Genomic DNA, 19,426 nt, shown 5'->3' with positions numbered 1-19,426 from the left:
CACACGATGTGACCGAGGGCCGCGCGCTCCGCCCGCGTCTATCACCCGATTCGGTGGCGATAACGGACAGGTCACGGGACTACCGCCATCGAGTGAGAGAGCCGCTCGCCGCCGAGGAACGAGCCACCGGGATCGTGGACGTGTCGTTGTGACCGCACTGGACCGTTACGGTGACAAGCGTGACCGCGACATCCGAGCGCAACATCCACAGCCCCGAAAGTCGTTCCGGACAGTTGGCACAACGGTCGGCTTTCGGAACCACCCGCGGCATCCCGTGGTGGGCGGCGTTTCTGCTGCCGCTGGTGCTGGCCGCCTTGTGTGCCGTGATCGACACGTTGATCTGGTCGGGCCCCGGTTTCGTTTTCACGTCGGGCTGCATCGTGGGCGCCCTGCTCGCGGTCATGCTGGTTCAGCGCGGCAGCCTGTTCGGCCCGATGGTGCAACCACCGCTGGTCGTGGCGATCGTCATCCCGAGCGTGGTCTGGGCCATGGGGATCGGTTTCAACGCGGGTGACGGCCTTCGCCAGGTAATGCTCTCGCTGGCCACACCGTTGATCAACAGCTTCCCGGCGATGGCGGCGACGACGGCGGTGGCGATACTCGGCGGACTGTTGCGGATATTCGTACTACAGCCGTGGAAGCGGCGCGGCGGGGACACGACGGCCGAGTCGGCTCGCGGCGAACGGAGCGACGGCGACGGACGCGGTTCCAGGGGCAGCGGGTCCGAACGGGCCTCCCGTGGCGGTCCCGGCGAGGGCCGCGACAGCACGTCGAACCGTGGCAGAGCCGGTACGGCGACCGCGGCTCCCGAGGACGCGGACGACCGAGCGGCCCGGCGGAAGTCACCACGCTCCGGACAACGCGAGCAGCGCTCGGAATCCCCCGAGTCCTCGGACCGACGCGGAACTCCCCCCGGACGCGGTTCCGGACCGAGGAATCGCTCCGAGCGGCCACCGGAGCGAGCCGACGGCGAAGCGCCCCGTGGTTCCGGCAGACGCGAACGGGACGGCGGGACCCCACCGAACGGACGGGACGACCAGCGGTCAGGACGCGGACAACGGGGCGGCGAACCGTCCGAGAGCTCCGCGCCGAACCAGGACAGGCGTCCGGCACCCCCGGGCAGGGGCAACGCGAAACGCACCCCGCGTGAAGGGGGCTCCTCTGGCGGCTCGACGCAGCGGCGGGGGCGGACCGAACCGCCGGGCAGGCCGCGGCGTCCCCGACGGGACGAGGGCTGATCGAGGTCTTCCGGCCGGGTCGCTCGCTCGGTGGAACCGCTCGGGCGCTCGCGATCACGCCGGGAGTGGTCGCGGAACCACTCCCGGACCGGAACACGGCTCGGCGATGGACCGTCCGAACCGGACGCGACGCCCCGCTGTCCGAAAGCCCACAGCCCGAAAACCAGCCGGCCGAGAACCAGCCGGCCGAACCGGCTCGCTCAGCGCACGCTCTGCGGACTGTTCGGGTTCTCGTCCAGGTCCTTACGCAGCTCGCGGGGCAACGCGAACGAGACCTTCTCGTTGGCCGTGGTGACCTCCTCGACCTCACCCCAGCCACGTTCCCGCAGGTAGTCCAGCACCTGGAAGACCAGCACGTCCGGCACCGAGGCCCCGCTGGTGACACCGACGGTGTCGACCCCCTCCAGCCAGGACTCGTCGATGTCGCTGGCGTAGTCGATCAGGTGGGAGTCGGTGGCTCCCGCGTGCAGCGCGACCTCCACCAGGCGCTTGGAGTTCGAGGAGTTCTGCGAACCGACCACCAGCACGAGGTCGCACTCCTCGGCCATCGCCTTGACCGCGACCTGGCGGTTCGAGGTGGCGTAGCAGATGTCGTCGCTGGGCGGGGCCTGCATCTCGGGGTACTTGTCCTGCAGCTGGTTCACCCGCTCCATCGTCTCGTCCACGCTCAGGGTGGTCTGGGAGAGCCAGACGACCCGCGAGGGGTCGCGCACCTCGACCTGGTCGACGTCCTCCGGCTTGTCCACCAGCTGGACGTTCTCCGGGGCCTCACCCGAGGTTCCCTCGACCTCCTCGTGGCCCTCGTGCCCGATGAGCAGGATGTCGTAATCCTCTCGGGCGAACCGGTTCACCTCCTTGTGCACCTTGGTGACCAGCGGGCAGGTGGCGTCGATGGTGCGCAGGTTGCGTCGGGTCGCGGCCTCGCGAACCGCGGGGGAAACGCCGTGTGCCGAGAAGACCAGCAGCGATCCCTCCGGGACCTCCTCGGTGTCCTCGACGAACACGACACCGCGGTCACGCAGGTTCCCCACCACGTGCTGGTTGTGCACGATCTCCTTGCGGACGTAGACGGGTGCCCCGTACTTCTCCAGCACGCGTTCCACCGTGTCCACGGCGCGATCGACTCCCGCGCAGTAGCCACGTGGTTTGGCCAGCAGAACGCGTTTGCCCGACGGGGCGGAGTCGGTGGCTGTCGTATCCTGTCCGGAGTCGGAAGCCTGCGGCGAGGTGCTCATACCGCACAGGGTACGGATGCGACGCGGAACGGTCAGCAGCCAGCACCGTCCCGACGAGGCGACGATTCCGGCGACGAGGTGACCCGGACGCGCTGCGACACCCGTGACCACGCGAACGGTGCTCGACGGCGCGACGAGGCCGCTCACCGGAACGCGCGGTGCGCGGCACCACTCCGCCACGTGATGACGAGGGCCACGCTCGTGGGGCAAGCTTGACGGTATGCGATCGTTTCCTTTGCCGATTCGGGTGGCAGCGGGACTGGCGGGCACGGTGGTCGAACAGACCCGCAGGCTGCCCGACCACCTGATCGGTCTGCCCGTCACCGTCACCAGTCAGGCACTGCAGCTGAGCATGCGGGTGCAGCAGCACATCACGGAACTGGCGATCAAGGGAGACGACCTGCTCGCCAATGCGCGGCAGACCGAACAGCACCCCGAGTGGGCGACGTTCGACGAGGACGAGTCGTTCACCACCTCGAGCCGGGAAGGGACCGCCCGGCGGGCGGGGACGAGCCGTGACGAGGCCGACCGCTTCGTGGCGCAGCCGCCCCCGGAACGCGAGTGGTCGAGCGAGCGGGTCCCGGAGGACGTCTCGGATCTGCTGCCCGGCTACGAGGAGATGACCCTGCCGCAGCTGCGGGGGAAGTTACGCGGGCTCTCCGAGTCGGACCTGGTGCGGCTGCTGGAGCACGAACGGGCGCACTCCCGGCGCCCGGACTTCCTGCAGATGCTGTTCAACCGGCTGAACAACGTACGCGCCGCCGAGCGCGACAGCTGACCGATCGCGGGCACCCCGACCAGCACCCGGTCGGGAGCACGACCGTCGAGCCGATCACGGCCGGTCGTGCCGGCACGTGCGCCCGCGACCGGGAAAGTCCGGCCCAACCCGAGTCGTCGTCCGAAGGAGCGAGTCCGCTGAGTTCCGCCACCAGCGCCGAAAACCCCTGGCCGGTTCGTACCGTCTCCCGCAAGATAGCGGAGTGGATCAACCGGTTGGGAAACATCTGGGTGGAGGGCCAACTCACCCAGATCTCCGCACGTCCCAAGGCCACCACCGCGTTCCTGACCCTGCGCGACCCCTCCGCCGACGTGTCGCTGACGCTGACCTGCCCGAACACGCTGCTGCAGGGCATGGACCCACCGCTGACCGACGGCAGCAGGGTGGTGGTGCACGGTAAGCCCTCGTTCTACGTGGGCAGGGGAACCCTGAGCCTGCGGGTGGACGAGATCCGCACGGTCGGTGTCGGCGAGTTGCTGGCACGTATCGAGCGGCTCCGCAAGCTGCTGGCGGCCGAGGGACTGTTCGAGACCGCCCGGAAACGTTCCCCACCGCTGCTGCCCGGACGTGTGGGGCTGATCACCGGACGCGGCTCGGCCGCCGAACACGACGTGATCAGCAACGCCCGGTTGCGCTGGCCCGCCGTGGACTTCGCGGTGCGCAACGTGGCCGTGCAGGGTTCCACCGCGGTGCCCCAGATCCTGGAGGCGCTTTCCGAGCTCGACCGCGACCCGGACGTCGAGGTGATAGTGCTGGCGCGTGGCGGCGGCAGCGTGGAGGACCTGCTGCCGTTCTCGGACGAGACGCTGTGCCGCGCGGTCGCCACGTGCACCACCCCCGTGGTGAGCGCGATAGGGCACGAACCGGACTCCCCGCTGCTGGATCACGTCGCGGATGTGCGCAGCTCCACACCCACGGGCGCGGGCAAGCGGGTGGTACCCGACGTCGCCGAGGAGACCAGACGTATCGGACAGCTCACCGACCGCGCCAGACGGGCACTGCGCGGTTGGGTGGAGCGCGAGCAGGGACTGCTGAATTCGCTGCGCAGCAGGCCGTCGCTCGCGGATCCGAAAGGTCCGCTGCGGCGCAGGGGCGAAGAGGTGGACGCGCTGCGCCAACGTGGCAGGCGCGCGATGCTGACGGTGATCACCGGGGAGGGACAGGAGCTCGCCGCGACGAGGTCACGCTTGACGGCGCTGGGTCCGGCAGCCACGCTTGCTCGCGGTTACGCGATCGTGCAACGCGCCGACGGTCCGGATTCGTCCATCTTGCGTTCGGCGGAGCAGGTTCGCCCCGGAACGCCCCTGCGGATCCGTCTGGAGGACGGCACCGTACATGCCGTCGTGACCGAGGACGAGTAGCCGACCGCACCGGAATCCGACGGCACGCGCCCGCCGCGAGAGGTCCCGCGCGGGACCTCTCGCGCGGCGTGAACCGCGATGACGAGGTTTCCGGCAGTTGAAAGCGCACATGGAGGTCGTGGTGCTGAATCACGGGCGAGAGCCCACCTTCCTCCCCCTCACCGTCGCCGTCACCACTTCGGCGGCCACGGCTCCGGGCACACCCGCCGTGGGTGATGCCCGCGTGGTCCGGAGTCGAGCGGAGGAAACGGACACGGTGGCGGCGGGCTGCTGGGCGGCGCTGCTCGGCGGTTGTCACCCTCCGGAGCGACGCGCGTTGCCGACGCAGCTCAGCGCGCTCGCGGAAGCGACCTCACGGTACGTGGGCGACCGGTGGTGGTCGGAGCGCGGGGTGGGGTACCGGCGTAGGGTCGCCTCGGCACAACTACGCATCAACGACGCGGTGCGCGAGGGTGACGGCGAGGAGTTCGCCGAGGCCTTCGTGGGCTACGACCAGGCCATCGCCGAGGCGGTCATGTCGGTACAGCAGAACTTGGAAAGAGCCACGCAGTGACCAGCAGCGAACCGGAAAGTCCCGACGAGAGCGCGGGGACGGCCCCCGAGAACGCTTCCGAGCACGGAATCGATCCCGAATCCGACCATCCGGACGTCGCCGGACTGGGTTATGAACGAGCTCGCGACGAACTGGCCGAGGTGGTCAAACGGCTCGAAGCGGGCGGGCTCTCCCTGGAGGACTCCCTCGCGCTGTGGGAGCGTGGGGAGGCGCTGGCCAAGGTCTGCGAACGCCATCTGGCCGGTGCGCGGCAGCGTGTGGACCAGGCCCTGGCAGCGGTGGAACAGCACGAGGAACAAGCGGAAACCGGCCAGTGAGCCCGGCCGCGTTACCGCCCGGCTTCCACCACGGAAGCCCGCGAGACGGCCCTGGCCATCGTACGGAACTCCCGCTCGTCCCCGTTGCCGGTGATCAGCAGTCGCACGTCGTCACGCTCGCTGACCCACGCCCGTTCCGAACGGATGCTCCGGTAGATCACCCACTTGCGATCTGCCACGTCGACGGTTCCCAACGCCCTGGGCCGCTGTTCGGTCTCGAAGGAGACCAGTTCGGCCTCCGAGGCCGGTGACTGCGACAACCGCACGTAGTGGGTTCGACCGGTCAGCCAACCCACCTGCACGGCGGTGCTGTCCGGGGCCACCTGCCGCACGTCCGCGGAGTTCGCACGCCAGCCCTCGGGCAGCTCGGGACGCAGCACCTGGAAGTCGACCCGACGAGCCGCGGAGTCGAGTTCCTCGGAGGCGTTGATGGTGGGGGCCGTCGAGGAGTCCAGCGATGGCCCCAGCGGGCTGAACGAGCAGCGTCCGCTCAATCCGGCTATCCCCAGCACCACGAGTATCAGCGGCAGCATCGCGAACAACATGGCGCGAGGCCCACGGGGCGGTCCTCCCGCCGGAGCACTGGATCGATTGTCCTCCGAGCTCTGGTTGCGCTGTTCAGCCACGCCTCGCATGCTCTCACCCACCGGGATGCGCGTTCCGACGCGTCCGCGCGACGGAACGGGCGCGTGGCCTGCGCCACTTCACCGGAACGGCACGGGCACGGATCTGCGAAGATCCGCTCATCGGCAGGATCACGGGCGGTGAGCACTCCGCCCGACCGGGCTCGTCCGTCGGGACGAGGCAGGGCCGGACGACCGACGACGACCAAGGCATCGGACAGTTACCGAGACGGCGAGTCGCACTCGCCCACGGGAGGCGCCATGAGCAGTTCCAGCACCGCTTCGCACGAGACCACCCGCCATCCCGAGGCTCCCGACCGCAACCTGGCGATGGACCTGGTGCGGGTGACCGAGGCAGCCGCGATGGCCGCGGGCCGCTGGGTGGGACGTGGCGACAAGAACTCGGGGGACGGGGCCGCCGTCGAGGCCATGCGCAAGCTGATCGGGACCGTGGCGATGCGCGGGGTGGTCGTGATCGGCGAGGGCGAGAAGGACGAGGCCCCGATGCTGTTCAACGGCGAGGAAGTGGGCAACCACCACGGGCCCGAGTGCGACGTGGCCGTCGACCCGATCGACGGAACCACCCTGTTGAGCAAGGGGATGCCGAACGCCCTGGCGGTACTGGCGGTCGCCGAGCGCAACGCGATGTTCGACCCCTCCGCCGTGTTCTACATGGAGAAGCTGGCCGTCGGCCCCGAGGCGGCGGACGTGGTCGACATCGGTGCCCCCGTGGCCGAGAACATCCGTCGGGTGGCCAAGGCCAAGCAGATCGAGGTCTCCGATGTCACCGTGTGCATCCTGGACCGTCCTCGGCACGAGCAGCTGGTCTCCGAGGTGCGTGCGGCGGGCGCCAGGATCCAGTTCATCTCGGACGGCGACGTGGCGGGAGCGATCGCCGCCGCACGTCCGGACAGCGGGGTGGACATGCTCATGGGAATCGGCGGCACCCCCGAGGGCATCATCACCGCGTGCGCGCTGAAGTGCATGGACGGCGAGTTGCAGGCCCGGTTGTGGCCGAAGGACGACACCGAGCGGGAACAGGTGCGCGCCGCCGGGCACGACCCCGAACGGATTCTGACCACCTCGGACCTGGTGGGCGGCGACAACGTGTTCTTCTGCGCCACGGGCATCACCGACGGGGCGCTGCTGCGCGGGGTGCACTACCGGGCGCAGCGCTGCACCACCCAGTCGTTGATGATGCGTTCCAAGTCGGGCACGGTCCGGCTGATCGAGGGCTCGCACAAGCTGAGCAAGCTCAACGAGTACTCGGAGCTCGACTTCACGAACGGCGAGCCCACGGCGCGCCACGGTCTGCTGCCCTGAGAACCCGATCGAATCCGGGAATCCTCAGCTGAGTCCGGGAACCCGCGGCAGCTCCGGAGGCCCGGTGTCGGAGTCGTCGCGGGTGGCCGGGTGAGCGGTGCACGAGGCAGTGCGGCGTCGATTTCTCGCGAAATCGCCGCGCCGCTGTGACGCAGAGCCGAACCCCGACCACCCTCGCAGGCCGAACCCCGACCACCCTCGCAGGCCGAACCCCGACCACCCTCGCAGGCCGAACCCCGACCACCCTCGCAGGCCGAACCCCGACCACCCTCGCAGGCCGAACCCCGACCACCCTCGCAGGCCGAACCCCGACCACCCTCGCAGGCCGAACCCCGACCACCCTCGCAATCGGCACCGCCGCGGGTTCTCCGGCGAGTGCCTCGCGAGGAAGGCCCGACGTTGTGTAGGTCGCTACCCGATGTCGGGCCTCCCCGGAGCGAGGCGCCGCCGGAGGTTCCGCCAAGCGACCAGCTACGGCCCCCGAGCCGTGCCACAGTTCCGCCTTCAGCCGGTGTTGGTGGAGTGTCCCGGGAAAAGCCGCACCGAGGGATCGAGTTCCACCGCGATGTTGTTCACGGCGGTGGCGGCCTCACCGAACCCGGTGGCTATGAGCTTGACCTTGCCCGGGTAGGAAGCCACATCACCCGCGGCGTAGATCCGATCCCGGTTCGTCCGCATCGTGGTGTCCACTTTGATGGAACGTTTGTCCAGTTCGAGTTCCCATTCGGCTATGGGCCCGAGTTCGGCGGTGAATCCCAGCGCGGCCACCACGGTCTGGGCACGCAGCACCTTGGTGTCCCCTCCGGACAGTTCGAGTTCGATCTCCCGGACCCGGTGCTCGTCACCGCGGATCTCGGCCACCTCGGCGCCGGTGATCAGCGGCACGTCGAGACGCTCCACTTCTCGGATGAGCCCGTTCTGGGCGCGGAACCTGGCGCGGCGGTGTACCAGGGTGACGCTGTTGGCGACCGGGTGCAGTGCCAGTACCCAGTCGAACGCGGAGTCCCCGCCGCCCACCACGACGACGTCGCGGCCCTCGTGCGCGGCGATCTCGGGGATGAAATGCACGACTCCCCGTTCCAGCCAGCCGTCACCGGCGGGCAGCGGCCTGGGGGTGAACTCGCCGATTCCGGCCGTGATCAGCATCGCTCCGGCCCGAACGACACTGCCGTCCCCCAGCCCGACGAGCAGGCCCCGCGAGTCGACGGCGAGGTCGGTGGCGTACCTGCCCAGCAGGTAGGTGGGCTCGTAGCGGTCGGCCTGCTCGACGAGTCCGCTGATCAGGTCTCGTCCCCTGATCTCGGGAAAGCCCGCCACGTCGAGGATCCGTTTCTCGGGGTACATGGCCGTCACCTGACCGCCGGGTTCGGGCAACGAGTCCACCAGGGCGGCCGACAGGCCGCGAAACCCGGCGTAGTAGGCGGCGTAGAGTCCCGTCGGCCCCGCTCCGATGATCAGCACGTCGACCTCGGCGGAGACCTCTTCACCCGACAGCGTGTCGCGACTCATGTCCACCTCGCACAGTGACGGCAACACCCGGTTTCCAGCGTAGCCCGAGGTCGGGCGCTGTTGGGCGATCAGCGCGCGTCGATCACCGAGTGGCCGAACCCATACTGACCCGCGCGGTCGACACGGTTCACACTTTTCGCATGAGTGAACAGCGATACCGCACCGAGCACGACACCATGGGTGAGGTACAGGTGCCCGCCGAGGCCCTGTACCGGGCGCAGACGCAGCGTGCCGTGGACAACTTCCCCGTTTCCGGGCAGGGACTGGAACGGGCCCAGATCCGCGCGCTGGGGCTGCTCAAGGCCGCGACCGCGCGGGTCAACGGCAAACTGGGCGTGCTGGAGGCGGACATGGCCGAGGCGATCGCCGCCGCGGCCGACGAGGTGGCCGAGGGCCGTCACGACGACCACTTCCCCATCGACGTGTTCCAGACCGGTTCGGGAACCAGTTCGAACATGAACGCCAACGAGGTGATAGCCACCCTGGCCACCCGTTCGCTCGGACGCGACGTCCACCCGAACGACCACGTCAACGCCTCGCAGTCCTCCAACGACACCTTCCCGACCACGATCCACGTCGCCGCCACCGAGGCGGTGCTGACCGACGCGATCCCGGCGCTGGAGCGACTCGCTGCGGTGATCGAGGGCCGTGCCGCGGAGTGGAGCGAGGTGGTCAAGTCGGGTCGTACCCACCTGATGGACGCGGTGCCGATCACGCTGGGCCAGGAGGCGGGCGCGTGGGCCGCGCAGGTGCGGTACGGCGTGGAGCGGCTGCGTGCCGGGCTGGACCGGCTCGGTGAGCTGCCCATCGGTGGTACTGCCGTTGGCTCGGGCCTGAACGCTCCCGAGGGCTTCGGCGCCGCTGTCTCGTCCGAACTGGCCCGGGTGACCGGTCTTCCGCTGACCGAGGCACGCAACCACTTCGAGGCGCAGGCCACCCAGGACGGGGTGGTGGAGACCTCGGGCAACCTGCGCACCGTCGCGGTGAGCCTGAACAAGATCGCCAATGATCTGCGCTGGCTCGGCTCCGGCCCCCGAACCGGGCTGGCCGAACTCGAGCTGCCGGACCTGCAACCGGGCTCGTCGATCATGCCCGGCAAGGTCAACCCGGTGATCCCGGAGGCCACGATGCAGGTGGTGGCCCAGGTGGTCGGCAACGACGCCACGGTGTCCTTCGCGGGCTCGCAGGGCAACTTCCAGCTGAACGTGAACCTGCCGGTGATCGCGCGCAACGTGCTCGAGTCGACGAGGCTGCTCGCCGCGGTGTCGAGGTTGCTGGCGGACAAGGTCTTCGCCGGTGTGGCCGCGGACACCGAACGCACCCGGGAATACGCCGAGGGCTCGCCCTCCATCGTCACCCCGCTCAACCGCTACATCGGGTACGAGGAGGCCGCCGCCGTGGCCAAGCAGGCGCTGAAGGAGCGCAAGACCATCCGCGAGGTGGTGCTGGAACGCGGCTACATCGAGGCGGGCAAGCTCACCCGGCAGCAGCTCGACGAGGCCCTGGACGTGCTGAGCATGGCGCGGGCCGAGCGCTGAACGACCGCTCCCGTCCGGCCCGGCCGTGCCACGCCCCGTGGGATTCGCCGGGCCGGATCAGCGGCGCGTGCCGGTCCCCGCTCGGTACGCGCCGCGACTTCGTAACCCGATCCTCTCGTAACGGGTCTCCCCGCCACCTCAACCGATGGTTCCGCTCGCGGGCTCTCACCGCGGGCGCCCGGAATCGGGCGATTACCTCACGCACCGGGGTCAGGGCGGGCGGGTAACGCACCACCGGGGTGGACACACCGAAATCGCACGGCACCGGCTCGTGACGGTACTCACACGACCGTGGCACTATCGTGACGCGATTGCGGCACTCCGGTACGGCTTGCCGCTGGTCGAACGCTGCGGGGACAGGGATTATGCAGATTCCGGAAACGGAAGTCGGTCCTGCCGAGGACTTCACCGAGCACTTCGACAGCATCCGGTCGCTGGCCCGTGACGGCGACAACGCGGGCGCGATCGAGTTGGCCGACGGGATAGCCGCTGCGGCGGCCGATCCGCTGGTGATCTGTCGGGCCCTGGTGCTCAAGCTCGGCAGGCTGTTCAACCTGGGCCGTGTCCAGGAGTGCCCCGCGGTGTTGGACCGGGCCTTCGGCCTGCTGGCCGAACGACGGGCGCCCGCGCTGCGGGGCCACCTGCACGCGCTGGCGGGGATCATCGCCGCATCCGACTCGTTGGAACGCTGCGTGCGGCACCTGGTGCAGGCGGAGCGCGAACTGGACACCGAGCGGGGACCTACCGAGGACACCGTCACCGCCCGCCACGACCTGGCGGTGACCTACTCCTACCTCGGATTCCACGCCCAGGCCGCGCCACTGGCCGAACGCTGTTACCGCGCCGGGCAGGCTCTCGGGTTGCCCAGCGGTGACCACGCGCTGCCCGAAGTGGCGGTGCGCTGGGCGGTTTCGGCGGATCACCTGGGTGACACCGAGAGCTGCGCCGACATGCTGCGACGGGTGCTGCGGACCTGGGCCGATCGCACCGACCCGCGCCGACTCTGGCCCGCGGAGCAGTACTACTACGGGTACGCGGCGGTGCGGCTGCGGGCACTCGGCGAGCGGGCCGAGGTGGATCCCGCGCTGTTCACCGCCGAGGAGCACGGCTGGGAGGTGGCTGACCTGCGGATGCTCGCCGCGGCCTGCGAATCGATCGCCGAGGGTGACACCGCGGCGGCACTGCGCGGCCTCGACCGCCCGACCAGTCCCTACACGCTGGGAAGCGCCGAACCGCACCGGTTGCGCGCCCTGGCACACGCCGCCGGCGGGAACCACCGCGCCGCCAGGGAAGCCGACCGGGAAGCCATCAGGACGGCCACCGCCGGCACCGGACAGCTGCGTGATCGGCTGGTGGACGGGACCAGGGCGCAACTCGACCACGAGGCGCTGCGTCGCACCGTGGAGCAGTACGCCTCGGAGGCGCTCACCGATCCGCTCACCGGGCTGCCCAACCGCAGGCACTTCGACCGCTACGTGGCGCGGTTGATCGAGGAGGGCAACGATGCCGCGGTGGGAGTCATCGACCTGGACGGCTTCAAGGAGGTCAACACGGTCTACGGCCACCTGTCGGGCGATCTGGTGCTGCAACGCGTGGCGGCCATCCTGGCCAGGACCCTCCGGCAGGGGGATTTCGTCGCGCGTTACGGCGGTGACGAGTTCGTCGCGGTACTGCCGCGCACCGAGCTCTCGGACGCGCACCGCATCGGGGCCCGGATAGCGAGCGCGGTGGCGGACGGGGACTGGGACGCGCTGGTGGCGGGCACTCCGGTTTCGGTCACGATCGGGTGGGCCGACCTGACGGAACCGTTCGGGTTGTCCGGCACCCTCGAAACGGCGGACAGGGCCATGTTGAGCCGCAAGCGGTCCAACCGGGAGACCGTGGCCGCCGAGAACCCGTAACGGGTGGGTGTCCGATTCCCCGGCACCGCTAGTGAGAAAGTGGGGTCATGAGCAACCGCGGCAGCGAGCCGGAGCCCGAGCAGTCTCCCGAGATGCCTCCGCCGGTGGAGCTTCCCGACGAGCTGGTGGAAGGCGCGGACCGTTCGATCAACATCGGCGGCGAGCCCACCACGGGAGGCAGGGCCTCCGCTTTCGCGGGGGCCGAGCCGGAGGCCTACGTGGCGGTACTGGTGACGGAGTCGACCTCGGACTCGCCCGACTTCCAACCGCTGTACGAGGAGTCGTTCGTGCTGTTGACGGCTCACTCGGAGGAGGAAGCCCACGAGAAGGCGCGCGAGTACGGCAAGCAGCAGGAGATCAGCTACCACAACGAGCACCAGCAGCTGGTGACCTGGCGGCTCAAGCACGTCGTGGAGGTCAAGCAGATCGAGGACGCGACCTTCGACGACGGCTCCGAGCTCTACAGCAGGTTCTTCCGGAACTACGCGCGGTACCGCTCGTTCGAACCGACCCTGGAGGGCGAGGAGCCCTGACCGGCCGGCTCGGCTACGCGGACATGGCTTCGGATTCGTGGATTCGCACGAACACCACGGGTCGGTGGGGACCCGGAGTGGTGGATCGGCACAACACCGCCGCCGACCGGCCACGTACGGGTGAGACGCCGCCGGGCGAGGAGTAGCCTGACGGGTTGTGCGGTTCTTGAACGGACAACGGCCCACCACGGACCTGACCTACGACGACGTTTTCCTCGCCCCGGTGCGCTCGGGGGTGGAGTCGCGGTTCGACGTGGATCTGTCGACCGACGACGGCTCCGGTACGACGCTGCCGATCGTGGTCGCCAACATGACGGCCGTGGCGGGACGACGAATGGCCGAGACGATCGCCCGGCGGGGCGGCCTCGTGGTGTTGCCACAGGACGTGGCCCCGGAAGCCGTGGCCGAGATCGTCTCCTGGGTGAAGTCGCGACACACCGTGTGGGACACCCCGCTGGTGTTGCACGAGGGCGACGCGGTCGCCGACGCGCTGAACCTGCTGCCGAAGCGGGCGCACGGCGCGGTGGTGGTCGTCGACGACGACGGTCGTCCGCTGGGGGTGGTCGACGAGCGGTGCTGCACCGGAGTGGACCGGTTCGCCCGGCTCGGCGAGGTCGCCGATCGCGATCCGGTGGTGCTGCCGCTGGAGACCAAGCCACGCGAGGTGTTCGAGTCGCTGCACCAGCGGGGCAGCGAGGTGGCGCTCGCCGTGAACGGCGCGGGTGAGCTCGCCGGGATCATGACGCGGCGGGGTGCGCTGCGTTCCGAGATCTACACCCCGGCGGTGGACTCCGAGGGCAGGCTGCGCGTGGCCGCCGCCGTGGGAGTCAGCGGCGACGTGGCGGGCAAGACCTCGGCGCTGCTGGACGCCGGGGTGGACATGCTGATCGCCGACACCGCGCACGGGCACCAGGAGAAGATGATCGCCGCGCTGCGTGCGATCCGCTCCGTCTCCGGCGAGGTGCCGGTGGTGGCGGGCAACGTGGTCACCGCCGAGGGGGTGCGCGATCTGGCCGAGGCCGGGGCCGACGTGATCAAGGTCGGTGTCGGTCCGGGTGCGATGTGCACCACCAGGATGATGACCGGCGTGGGTAGGCCGCAGTTCTCCGCCGTCGCCGAGTGCGCCGAAGCGGCGGCCGAGCTGGGCAAGCGGATCTGGGCCGACGGCGGTGTCCGGCACCCCAGGGACGTGGCGCTCGCGCTGGCGGCCGGCGCGGCCTCGGTGATGGTCGGCTCCTGGTTCGCGGGCACTTACGAGTCACCCGGCGACATGCAACGCGACGAGCACGGCAACGCCTACAAGGAGTCCTTCGGGATGGCCTCCAAGCGTGCCGTCACCGCGCGCACCCGCTCGGACAGTGGCTTCGACCAGGCGCGCAAGGCGCTGTTCGAGGAGGGCATCTCCAGTTCGCGGATGCGGCTGGACCCCAACGCGCCGGGTGTGGAGGACCTGCTCGACGAGATCAGTTCGGGGCTGCGCTCCTCCTGCACCTACGCGGGCGCCCGCACGCTCTCGGAGTTCCACGACCGGGCCGTGGTGGGAATCCAGTCGGCCGCCGGTTTCGCCGAGGGCAGGCCGCTGCCCAGCGGTTGGTGACGTCTTCGGGGCCGAGCGAGACCGACTCGGCCCCGTTCCCGTTCCGGTACGAGCCCGCTCCGCCGTTGTCGGAATGACGCCGTTGTCGGAGTGACGCCGTTCCTCCACTTCCGGAAGACGCGGCGGGCGCTCGCGCCTCGCGGCGGAACCTCTTACGCACCGCTGCCGGAGAGCGAGCGCGCCCGGGTGCGAAGCAGGTCTTCCCCGGGGTTTCCAGCGGGCTTGTTCAACGTCCCGGTGCGCGAATGAGCACCGATGTCCGACACGTGGATACTCGGGATCGTCCGAACCGGGAAGAAGCCGTCGTCGAAGTCCCGGAACCCGCGTCACGACAGCGGAAGCCCGAAACGGCCACGCCGAAACGCCTGACCGTGGGAGAGCCCGCGAACACCTCTGGTGCCCGACCGCGCCTCCGACGGCGAGCGCGGGGCTTCGCGCCGGTTTCAGTCTACGTAACGGGTTACTGATGCACACCGTGTCGCGATCGACTACACATGTCGAGTGAAGGTTGCCCCGATCCACGGATTCGGAATTACTGAATGCGAGCACCACACAGCTGAACGCGCGGAAAAGGATGATTACTACAGCCAGGTAGGCGAACAGGCGATCGACCAGTTACCAGAACGGTGTACCGACCCCGCCCCACGGAAAGCTGTATCAATGCACGAAAGAGAGATCCGCGCCTTCGTGACCATCGCCGACGCCAGGCGTATGGACCGTGCGGCACAACAGCTCGGATACTCACAACCGGCGATCAGCTACCAGATCAAGTGTTTGGAGAAATCGCTGCGGACGAAGCTCTTCGAGCGAACCCCGGAAGGGGTGCGGCTCACCGATTCCGGGAACAGGATCCTGCCGGCCGCCCGGGAGCTGCTGGAGCTCATGGAGCGCATGAAGCGGAGTTCCGGAGTCGACGGAGCCGCGGCCGGGCTCGACCACCTGCTGACCGGACGGATGGGGGCACCTTCGGCCGTCGCACGGTAGTGCGACCGGGGGTCCGCGGCCGGAAACCGATTCCGGGATCCCGGGCCCTCGGTACTTCCTCGTACGGCCACGGTCGGAACGGTCAGCGGCGACGGGTGAAGCCCACCATCGCCAGCCCCAACAACACTCCCCAGACCAGGAACCACATGTCCCAGACGTAGAGATGTCCACGCAGGGCAGTCCAGTCCACTTCCGGTGGAGCGGGAATGACACCGATCTCGAGTGCGGCGGCGGCACCGACGAGCACTCCCCCGTACCCCACGAGCACGGCCGTTCCCGACCAGCCGCACACCAGCAACAACCAGCGTGGGAACACGTTCCCCCACGGCTGGACCAGTGCCAGTGCGAACAGCGCACCACCGAGTTTGACCAGCACGGTGACGGCGAGCACGAACATCATAGCCGGGTTCCGCTCGACCACGGCCCGCGCGAGCTGACCTCCCACTGTCTCGAGGGCGAACGTGCCCCCCAACGTCCAGTAGAGGTTGACGATCGCGAACAGTAACCCGCACCAGAACGCCGCCCAGGCGCTCCGGAGTTGCCCACGGGTCGGGTGTGCGCGGGTGGCGGACGGAGACATCATCACCTTCCGGGGACAGCCGGGTGTGTTCGGGTGGGGCGCGAGCGGAACCGGATCACGTCCGATCTCCCCGGGTTCGGAGACGTCGGGACAGCGCGGCGAGCATGTCTCGACGAATCAAGCCGCTGCCTGCCCGGATCATCAGCCAGTAGAGCGCGAACTTCCGCCGAGTGGCCTGGTCGGTGGCGTGAACGCGGGTCTCGGTGGAGACAAGGGTTCCGGAATCCTGACTACGCAGTTCGAAGTTCATCACTACCTTGGTCCACCCCGGTTCGGAGAAGGCGCGGAATTCCGCGTCGTCCCGCGGAGCTCGCTCGGGTCGGACGGGCCGCGCCCGGGTGTAACGAGCCACGTCCGCGTGCAGGATCTCCCGCGGTGGATCCTCGATCAGTCGTCGCGGCCCCATCGAGTTCAGGACGAGGAGATCACCGACCTCGCCCACACCGTGTCGCCAGGCGGACGGCCCACCGCGGGCACGCAACAGCAGACCGGTGACGCGCAGTTCGCCCATGCGCAGCCCGAGCAGCGCTTCGAAGGTTTCCACCTTCCCGGCCGGAACCCACTTCCGATGACGTTCGCGGTAATCGTACTCGGGCATGACTCGTTCGAGCAGTTCGTTCATCGGATCGTCAGGTCTCCCCCGGGTTCGTTTCCCTCGGGTTCCACGCGCACCTCGCGCAGCGCGTGTCGGTCGTATTTTCGCTGAACGTAATAGAGCGAGGCCAGCAGGTCCGAGCCGGTGATCTCGCGGGTACCCGGTACCGGCCCGATCGGCATCGCACCGACCGAGGCCCACCGCAAGCGACCGGTCTCGTCCACATAGCTGCGAGCGCGGCCCGGATTGTCCGGGTGCAGGCAGTACGGCACGTCGAGCAGCCCGCGCTCGAAGGCTCGTCCCAACGCCGTTCCCGGATCCTCACCGAGTTCGAGTACCGCTTCGATGAGCGCTCTGGCTTCCTCGTAGATCCCGGTTTCCCGCCGAACACCGGCCGCTCCGGCGTTCTCCACCCTCGCGGCCGCCGCGGCGGCGAGTCGGAGCGATCGGACGTTCTCGGCGATGGTGGGAATCCGGTGCGCCTCCGCGGGGGTTTTCACGAGCAACCTCCCGGCACCGCCACGGACGGCCAGCTCCGCCGCGTCGCGGAGCAACGCCTCGGCAGCGAGGCGTTCGAAGGGATAGACCCCCATGTAGGCGTAGACGACCGTGTGCCAGTCGATGTCGGGGAGGAACTCCTCCCCCAACCGGCGAAGCGCCGCCAGCGCCTCCAGATCCTGTTCGAAATGGGTCTGCTGAGCGTAGCTCAGCGAAACGCTGGTAAGTCCGTGCGCACGGAAGAACATCCCCTCGAGAACCGTAAGGGTCAGCAGCAGGCTCGGCGGGCACAACTGCCCCAGCATGCAGCCACCGAAGCTCTCCACGTGTGGCAGCACACCGCGTTCCGACGTCACGGCGAACCGTTCACAGGCTCTGGACCACGCCGCGATGGACTCTTCGAGCGGTACTCTGCTGTACGGCAGACAGTAGGAGACCGGTCCCCCCTCGCTCGCGTCCAGCCCCAGATCGGAGATGGCCGCGAAAATGTCTCCCGGAAGTGGGCAACCGTGCCTCACCTGTACCGGGAACTCACTGTCCCAGACCCCTTCGAGAACGCTCGCGGTCACCTCGTGGGGATAAGTGACGAGCGGGAAACCGTTCAACGGCACGCCGTCGTCCAGCGCACGGCGCAACGCCTCGTAATCACCGGTTCTGGTGTAGCTGTCCAGTGTGATCGTTCCAACGGCCCGCACCCCCGACCGCCTGACCTCGACCAGTCCCCGTCGCATCGTCTCCGGGTCGCCGAACCCCATCCGGGGCTGCACGATCAGACTTCCGGAGCGGTAAGCGGAGTCGACGTATCCCGCGAAGGAGGAGGGCGGATACGTCAGCACGCCGGTCCCCCCTCCGAGCGCATCGCCCTCGCGGTTGTGGCAGGCAGGCCGCGGAGAAAGCTCTCGAGCTCGGTGAAGTCCGCGTCATCGGGGAACACGGCGTCGAACCCGAGTCGAACCATCTCCCGGATGCGATGCCCGTCCGAAGCACCGGCGATGCCGAGTTTTCCACCGATAACGATCGGTATCGACCTCAGCGGGGGGCGAGCGCGGAATTCGCCGATGAGATGCCTGCCGTCGGGGTAACCGTGTCCGTTGACCGTACTGATCACGACCGCGTCGGGCTGCCAGTCGCACGCGGCGTCCAACAGTGACGCGGTGGGAACGCACGCTCCCAGGTTCCGCACCCGGATACCGGCCTGTTCCAGAGCCAGCTGCAGGAAAACCAGATTCCAGGTGTGCGCGTCAGAGGGAACGCTGGACAGCAGAACGCGCATCCCCTCGTCCCCGGTGGAACCCGTCGGGCGCGCGAGTCCGGAACCGGTCATAACGTGATGCCTCCGTCGACGCGCAACACCTGTCCGGTTATGTAGCTCGCCCGATCGGAGACCAGATAGGACACCAGGTCGGCCACCTCGTACGGTTCTCCGACCCGGCCCAGCGGGATCGCTTCGAGCGTCCTGGCCCGGGCTTTCTCCGAGACTTCGGCGGTCATGTCGGTGTCGATGAAACCGGGAGCCACCACATTGACCCGGATACCGAACGAGGCCACTTCCTTTGCCAGGGATCTGCTCATGCCGTTGATCCCCGCCTTGGCCGCGGAATAGTTCGTCTGTGTCGGACTGGCGCTCACGCCCGCGACCGAGGAAACATTCACGATCGCGCCGCCCTTGCGTTTCATCAGACCGAAAACCATGGATCTGCAGAAGTGGAACGTGCCGTTCAGATTGGTGTCCAACACGGTGTTCCACTCATCGATTCCCATTCGTACCATCGGGTTGTCACGAACCACTCCGGCACAGTTCACCAAGGTGTCGAACGGGCCGATTTCCTGCTCGGCCTCGCCCAGAAACGCCCCTACCGCATCCGCGTCGGTGACGTCACACGCCGCGTGATGCACCCGTGCCCCGGAACGGCTCAACGATTCTGCCACGTCTCGCGCCGACTCGGATTCCGAACGGTAGCAAAACGCGATGTCGAATCCCTCACCGGCCATCCGCTCGGCGACGGCTCTGCCGATCCCGCGAGACGCGCCGGTCACTACCGCTCGCCTTCTGCTGGACATGGCACCTACTTCCGTAATCCGATCACCACCGGCACGAGACGTCGGACCGTCCGTGCGGAGGGGGCAAAGCACCCGGTTCGACAGGAACCGTAGTCGTGCGAGCGGGCGAACAGAATCCGTGAGGAATCGGATTGCAGTTTTCGGCAACCCGACCGGCCGGTAGCCGGTGCCGCGAAACTGTTCGGCCGCTCGCACCTTCCCC

19 protein-coding genes are annotated in these 19,426 nt (G+C 68.7%); 11 read left to right on the top strand and 8 right to left on the bottom strand.

What is annotated here, in order from left to right; translation table 11 throughout:
* Positions 1-179: 179 nt before the first annotated feature.
* Positions 180-1,238 (top strand): DUF6542 domain-containing protein, encoded by a 1,059-nt coding sequence (locus tag BM394_RS17370; protein ID WP_092979709.1) that lies wholly within the window; start codon positions 180-182, stop codon positions 1,236-1,238.
* Between the two features lie 200 nt (positions 1,239-1,438).
* Here BM394_RS17370 and BM394_RS17365 read toward each other — a convergent pair whose 3' ends face one another.
* Positions 1,439-2,473, bottom strand: coding sequence for a 4-hydroxy-3-methylbut-2-enyl diphosphate reductase (locus BM394_RS17365; RefSeq protein WP_092922375.1), 1,035 nt, complete (start codon positions 2,471-2,473; stop codon positions 1,439-1,441).
* Between the two features lie 220 nt (positions 2,474-2,693).
* Here BM394_RS17365 and BM394_RS17360 point away from each other — a divergent pair, with 220 nt between their 5' ends.
* From BM394_RS17360 to BM394_RS17345, 4 genes are all read left to right on the top strand, one after another.
* A complete protein-coding gene (locus BM394_RS17360; protein WP_092979707.1) occupies positions 2,694-3,251 on the top strand; it encodes a lipid droplet-associated protein in 558 nt (185 codons plus the stop codon).
* Positions 3,252-3,388: 137 nt separating this feature from the next.
* Positions 3,389-4,612 (top strand): exodeoxyribonuclease VII large subunit, encoded by a 1,224-nt coding sequence (xseA, locus tag BM394_RS17355; RefSeq protein WP_092979844.1) that lies wholly within the window; start codon positions 3,389-3,391, stop codon positions 4,610-4,612.
* Positions 4,613-4,721: 109 nt separating this feature from the next.
* The gene (locus BM394_RS17350; protein ID WP_425427669.1) at positions 4,722-5,165 is read left to right on the top strand and encodes a hypothetical protein; all 444 of its coding nucleotides are present in this window, start codon (positions 4,722-4,724) and stop codon (positions 5,163-5,165) included.
* Between the two features lie 68 nt (positions 5,166-5,233).
* Entirely contained in the window at positions 5,234-5,482 is a 249-nt protein-coding gene (locus BM394_RS17345) for an exodeoxyribonuclease VII small subunit (RefSeq protein ID WP_092979840.1), read from the top strand.
* 11 nt (positions 5,483-5,493) lie between these two features.
* On the opposite strand, the gene BM394_RS17340 is transcribed toward BM394_RS17345, so the two are convergent.
* Positions 5,494-6,117 carry a DUF4245 domain-containing protein gene (locus BM394_RS17340; RefSeq protein ID WP_092979838.1) on the bottom strand — a complete coding sequence of 208 codons (624 nt, stop codon included), beginning with the start codon at positions 6,115-6,117 and terminating at the stop codon, positions 5,494-5,496.
* Positions 6,118-6,366: 249 nt separating this feature from the next.
* Here BM394_RS17340 and glpX point away from each other — a divergent pair, with 249 nt between their 5' ends.
* On the top strand, positions 6,367-7,428 hold the full coding sequence (glpX, locus tag BM394_RS17335; RefSeq protein WP_092979705.1) for a class II fructose-bisphosphatase: 1,062 nt from the start codon (positions 6,367-6,369) through the stop codon (positions 7,426-7,428).
* A 504-nt stretch (positions 7,429-7,932) separates the two neighbouring features.
* Here glpX and BM394_RS17325 read toward each other — a convergent pair.
* Positions 7,933-8,937 carry an NAD(P)/FAD-dependent oxidoreductase gene (locus BM394_RS17325; RefSeq protein WP_092979836.1) on the bottom strand — a complete coding sequence of 335 codons (1,005 nt, stop codon included), beginning with the start codon at positions 8,935-8,937 and terminating at the stop codon, positions 7,933-7,935.
* Between the two features lie 140 nt (positions 8,938-9,077).
* Here BM394_RS17325 and BM394_RS17320 point away from each other — a divergent pair, with 140 nt between their 5' ends.
* The 5 genes from BM394_RS17320 to BM394_RS17300 all read left to right on the top strand — a co-directional run bounded on the left by BM394_RS17320 (position 9,078) and on the right by BM394_RS17300 (position 15,490).
* Positions 9,078-10,475 (top strand): class II fumarate hydratase, encoded by a 1,398-nt coding sequence (locus BM394_RS17320; protein WP_092979834.1) that lies wholly within the window; start codon positions 9,078-9,080, stop codon positions 10,473-10,475.
* Between the two features lie 365 nt (positions 10,476-10,840).
* Positions 10,841-12,376 (top strand): GGDEF domain-containing protein, encoded by a 1,536-nt coding sequence (locus BM394_RS17315; protein WP_092979700.1) that lies wholly within the window; start codon positions 10,841-10,843, stop codon positions 12,374-12,376.
* A 47-nt stretch (positions 12,377-12,423) separates the two neighbouring features.
* Positions 12,424-12,909 carry a DUF4288 domain-containing protein gene (locus BM394_RS17310; protein WP_092979698.1) on the top strand — a complete coding sequence of 162 codons (486 nt, stop codon included), beginning with the start codon at positions 12,424-12,426 and terminating at the stop codon, positions 12,907-12,909.
* Between the two features lie 157 nt (positions 12,910-13,066).
* Positions 13,067-14,506, top strand: coding sequence for a GuaB1 family IMP dehydrogenase-related protein (locus BM394_RS17305; protein ID WP_092979696.1), 1,440 nt, complete (start codon positions 13,067-13,069; stop codon positions 14,504-14,506).
* Positions 14,507-15,166: 660 nt separating this feature from the next.
* Positions 15,167-15,490, top strand: a complete 324-nt coding sequence (locus tag BM394_RS17300; protein ID WP_092979694.1) for a LysR family transcriptional regulator — start codon at positions 15,167-15,169, stop codon at positions 15,488-15,490.
* 82 nt (positions 15,491-15,572) lie between these two features.
* Here BM394_RS17300 and BM394_RS17295 read toward each other — a convergent pair whose 3' ends face one another.
* Genes BM394_RS17295 through fabG form a run of 5 tightly spaced genes read right to left on the bottom strand, consistent with a single transcriptional unit; the run spans position 15,573 to position 19,224 of the window.
* A complete protein-coding gene (locus BM394_RS17295) occupies positions 15,573-16,070 on the bottom strand; it encodes a DUF3995 domain-containing protein (protein ID WP_092979832.1) in 498 nt (165 codons plus the stop codon).
* Between the two features lie 55 nt (positions 16,071-16,125).
* Positions 16,126-16,692 (bottom strand): hypothetical protein, encoded by a 567-nt coding sequence (locus BM394_RS17290; protein WP_092979692.1) that lies wholly within the window; start codon positions 16,690-16,692, stop codon positions 16,126-16,128.
* A complete protein-coding gene (locus BM394_RS17285; RefSeq protein WP_092979690.1) occupies positions 16,689-17,999 on the bottom strand; it encodes a methylaspartate mutase in 1,311 nt (436 codons plus the stop codon). The genes BM394_RS17290 and BM394_RS17285 overlap by 4 nt, the downstream gene beginning before the upstream one ends.
* Positions 17,993-18,487: a cobalamin B12-binding domain-containing protein gene (locus BM394_RS17280; protein WP_092979687.1), complete on the bottom strand. Its 495-nt coding sequence runs from the start codon at positions 18,485-18,487 to the stop codon at positions 17,993-17,995. The genes BM394_RS17285 and BM394_RS17280 overlap by 7 nt, the downstream gene beginning before the upstream one ends.
* Entirely contained in the window at positions 18,484-19,224 is a 741-nt protein-coding gene (fabG, locus tag BM394_RS17275; protein WP_092979685.1) for a 3-oxoacyl-[acyl-carrier-protein] reductase, read from the bottom strand. Before fabG ends, BM394_RS17280 begins: the two co-directional genes overlap by 4 nt.
* Between the last annotated feature and the right edge of the window lie 202 nt (positions 19,225-19,426).

It is taken from the genome of Actinopolyspora lacussalsi subsp. righensis (genome assembly GCF_900116555.1).
GTDB lineage: Bacteria > Actinomycetota > Actinomycetes > Mycobacteriales > Pseudonocardiaceae > Actinopolyspora > Actinopolyspora lacussalsi.
Note: the sequence above shows the minus strand (reverse complement) of the source record. Positions and strands in the feature narration are given on the sequence as shown.

Excerpts from the sequence above, each read along its gene's own strand:
- BM394_RS17320 (WP_092979834.1), top strand. The coding sequence starts at position 9,078 with ATGAGTGAACAGCGATACCGCACCGAGCACGACACCATGGGTGAGGTA.
- BM394_RS17325 (WP_092979836.1), bottom strand. The coding sequence starts at position 8,937 with ATGAGTCGCGACACGCTGTCGGGTGAAGAGGTCTCCGCCGAGGTCGAC.
- BM394_RS17300 (WP_092979694.1), top strand. The coding sequence starts at position 15,167 with ATGCACGAAAGAGAGATCCGCGCCTTCGTGACCATCGCCGACGCCAGG.
- BM394_RS17290 (WP_092979692.1), bottom strand. The coding sequence starts at position 16,692 with ATGAACGAACTGCTCGAACGAGTCATGCCCGAGTACGATTACCGCGAA.
- glpX (WP_092979705.1), top strand. The coding sequence starts at position 6,367 with ATGAGCAGTTCCAGCACCGCTTCGCACGAGACCACCCGCCATCCCGAG.
- BM394_RS17295 (WP_092979832.1), bottom strand. The coding sequence starts at position 16,070 with ATGTCTCCGTCCGCCACCCGCGCACACCCGACCCGTGGGCAACTCCGG.
- BM394_RS17365 (WP_092922375.1), bottom strand. The coding sequence starts at position 2,473 with ATGAGCACCTCGCCGCAGGCTTCCGACTCCGGACAGGATACGACAGCC.
- BM394_RS17310 (WP_092979698.1), top strand. The coding sequence starts at position 12,424 with ATGAGCAACCGCGGCAGCGAGCCGGAGCCCGAGCAGTCTCCCGAGATG.
- BM394_RS17315 (WP_092979700.1), top strand. The coding sequence starts at position 10,841 with ATGCAGATTCCGGAAACGGAAGTCGGTCCTGCCGAGGACTTCACCGAG.
- BM394_RS17340 (WP_092979838.1), bottom strand. The coding sequence starts at position 6,117 with ATGCGAGGCGTGGCTGAACAGCGCAACCAGAGCTCGGAGGACAATCGA.
- BM394_RS17350 (WP_425427669.1), top strand. The coding sequence starts at position 4,722 with ATGGAGGTCGTGGTGCTGAATCACGGGCGAGAGCCCACCTTCCTCCCC.
- fabG (WP_092979685.1), bottom strand. The coding sequence starts at position 19,224 with ATGTCCAGCAGAAGGCGAGCGGTAGTGACCGGCGCGTCTCGCGGGATC.
- BM394_RS17280 (WP_092979687.1), bottom strand. The coding sequence starts at position 18,487 with ATGACCGGTTCCGGACTCGCGCGCCCGACGGGTTCCACCGGGGACGAG.
- BM394_RS17360 (WP_092979707.1), top strand. The coding sequence starts at position 2,694 with ATGCGATCGTTTCCTTTGCCGATTCGGGTGGCAGCGGGACTGGCGGGC.